2 protein-coding genes are annotated in these 3245 nt (G+C 47.1%); one reads left to right on the top strand and one right to left on the bottom strand.

Annotated elements, in window-relative coordinates:
- Positions 1 to 124: 124 nt before the first annotated feature.
- Positions 125 to 1573 (bottom strand): tetratricopeptide repeat protein, encoded by a 1449-nt coding sequence (locus RMO27_RS18470; RefSeq protein WP_309735238.1) that lies wholly within the window; start codon positions 1571 to 1573, stop codon positions 125 to 127.
- Between the two features lie 412 nt (positions 1574 to 1985).
- Here RMO27_RS18470 and RMO27_RS18475 point away from each other — a divergent pair.
- The coding region (locus tag RMO27_RS18475) for an NACHT domain-containing protein (protein WP_309735240.1) at positions 1986 to 3245 on the top strand (1260 nt) is incomplete at its 3' end.

Genomic DNA, 3245 nt, shown 5'->3' on the forward strand with positions numbered 1-3245 from the left:
CAAGCTGAGGATGGGATTGGTAATGTCATCGCGATCGTCCGAGACATCGAACGGCAAACAATGTATTAAACAAGGACAACATTCCTAGCTAATTCTAAAAATATTCGTTATGGTTGCTAATCATTTACTTAGTTGAAAATCGCTGCAAGAGCAATGAGATTTGTACCTGAAAACTATGATTGCCAAAGCGATTAGCGACCAATAATGCTAGCTTGAGCGTGGCAATCGCTGATTCTACTTGACCCATATAATAAAGTGCTAAACCCTCAGCATAAAAGCCTGTCTCATCTCGATTTTCCAAGGTAGAGGATAGACCCGCGACTAGCTGTTCTAAGCCGCCATCTTGAGCCGATCTAGCCTGCGTGAAATCAGCAGTCGCCTCAGCATGGTTTCCCAGTTCGTAATAGATTGCACCCCGATGATAGAGAGCACAGATCGAGCTGGAAGCAAGCTCGATCGCTATTGTAAAGTCAGTAATTGCCTGCTCTTTCAATCCAGAAAAGTCATTGATGACACCACATAAATAATGCGCCCAAAAGCAGCCTTTGTCGATCTTTTTAGCGGATTCACAATCCTGAATTGCTTGGCGATATTTGCCTTGGCGAAAATAGATCCAGCTCCGTTGGATATAAGTCTTTAAATGGTTTGAATCGAGCACAACAATCAGATCGTAATCAACTAATGCCAGATCGAGATCGCCTAATTCAGTGTAGGCAATCCCGCGTCGAAAGTACGCATCGATGAGCAAGGGATTTAGATCGATGGCTTTGGTACAGTCGGCAACCGTGCGGAGATAATCGCCTTGCAGTCGGTAAATCTCAGCGCGATCGTCATATACTCTTGCCCCTAAGGGTTTGAGCTGGATTGCGAGATTGTAGTCTGCGAGGGCGGCTGAAAAATTGCCCAACTGCTGATGAGTACGTCCGCGAGCGTGATGAAATATTGCTTCTTCAGGTTTTAGATCCAACGCCAGATCGAAATCGGCAATGGCCCGGGTATAGGCTTGCAACCGATCGTGACAAATCCCGCGATAGCAGTAACCATGAGCATCTTGGGGATATAGTGCAATGTATCGATCGAAATTAGCCAGTGCCATTCGATAGTTTTTGGTCTTGACTAAAGCGATCGCCTCTAACCGATGTGCTGCTTGATGTTGGGGCGAACGGATCAAAATCTGTTGACAGTCGGCGATAACTTGGGGGTAGTTATTTAAAGCTTTGGCAATTAAGGCGCGTTGATAATAAAAATCAGTCCGATCGGGATCGTAGGCAATCGCCCGATCGATCGCCGCTAAAGCGGTTGGATAATCGCGGAGCTGATAACTGGTATGCGCAAATCCATTGTGCTCGATCGCGAGGTGGAGATCGGTTGGTTGAACTCTGACATCTGCTTTGATTTCTAACATCTGGCTACCATCCTCGCGATCTTTACTTGGTAAATCATAAACTTTGTCCCTATCTGATTCGTAGAACAGGTGGGGATCGCCATCGGGGAAATCTGGGGTTAATGAATTAGCTGAAAATGACATGTGGGAATCTAAGTAGCAATCGATCGCACCTGTCAATGCGGACACGATCGATCGGATTGCAGATCTAGCTTTGCAAGCGTAAAAATACCGAGCGGTGTTGGAGTTGCCACTCGGTATCGGTTTGCAAATTAATTCGCAGGTTACATCAGTCGGATGTTCCAACTAAGATGGCCTACCGAGCATGTGACAGAGTGGTGTGTTCTTAATACAATATTTGCACTTCATTTCGGCGATCGCTAGGGAAGATCGGCAAGTTAGCGGGAACTTAGTGGGATATTAATGCTGCTGGCTAGAATTGCTGTCTGGATCTACTGGATCTAAGTGTTGGAAACCGATCGCGACTGAGAGTTTTGCTTAAATTCCGATTAAGTGATTGCACTCGAACGAAAAAATGACAATAATTACAAATAGTAGCGATCGCCAAACCAAAATTATATTTCCATATCTAAATTAAGCAATGACCGAGCGCAAGAGTAGCCGCAGACGGGGTGCAATCTTAACGGCAACAGGGTATCAAAAACTGCAAGCGGCCAGAACCGCCGCAGAACTAGCGGACAATTTTGGCGATCGCTATACCAAGGAAGAATTAGCCAGACTGACTGGACTTGCGATCAAGACCATCTCAAAAATCTTCGATAGCGGTTCCGAGCTTGGCGCAGTTCGATCAAGTCCAGTAGACAAACAGACACTAGCTATCTGTTTTGCGGCTTTTAAGCTGGAATTGGAACGTCGTGATTATCTTTATCCCGATCCGATTGTCCTTCAGACAGGCTCCGCCAACGATCCGGCTGAGTTAGTACGGGACGAGCAGATCGAGCCAATGTCGCTCATCCGTTCGCGTCTGGATATTGACTGGGGTGAAGCCCCAGATGTTTCGGTCTTTTATGGACGCGCGGCGGAATTAACCAAACTCACCACTTGGGTAAACGAAAATCGCTGTAAGTTAGTCATCCTCTTGGGGATGGGTGGAATCGGTAAAACTGCCTTAGTTACCAAATTGGCACACCAACTCCAGCCTTACTTCACGAAGATCGTTTGGAGATCGTTGCGGAATGCGCCACCGCTCGCCAGTTTTATCCCCGAACTAATTGAAATCCTATCCGATCGATCGAAGATCGTGCCCCCTACGCTCGCGATCTCCACTCAAATCTCGCACCTATTAGAGTATCTACGCCAAGAACGGTGTTTGTTGATATTGGATAATGCCGAAACTATCATCCAAGTTCAGAGTAACGCAGACGGCCACCAGCCAAATCCAGGTTATGCAGAATTGTTCGAGCGGATTGGGGCATCGTCACATCAGAGTTGTCTGCTGGTAACTAGTCGGGAAAAGCCCGCCGTCATCATGCCCTTAGAGGGTGAGAAACTAGCCGTGCGGACATTGACGATCGCCGGACTCAATCGCAGCGAGAGTGAGGCGTTGTTTGATGCCAAGGGGCTATCAGCATCATCACCCGATCGCGAACGGTTGCAAACCCTCTATAGTGGCAATCCGCTGGCTTTAAATATTGTCGCGACCTCTATCTACGATCTATTTGATGGATCGATCGACAAATTTTTGGATGCTGAAGTCAGCATGTTTAGTAGCATCCAGCAACTGCTAGATCAACAATTCAATCGGCTTGCGCCCACCGAACAAGCGGTGATGTACTGTCTGGCGATCGAGCGCAACTGGTTTTCCCTGAACGATTTACACGATCGACTACTCCCCGCCACT

It is taken from the genome of Chamaesiphon sp. OTE_75_metabat_556 (assembly GCF_031378165.1).
GTDB lineage: Bacteria > Cyanobacteriota > Cyanobacteriia > Cyanobacteriales > Chamaesiphonaceae > Chamaesiphon.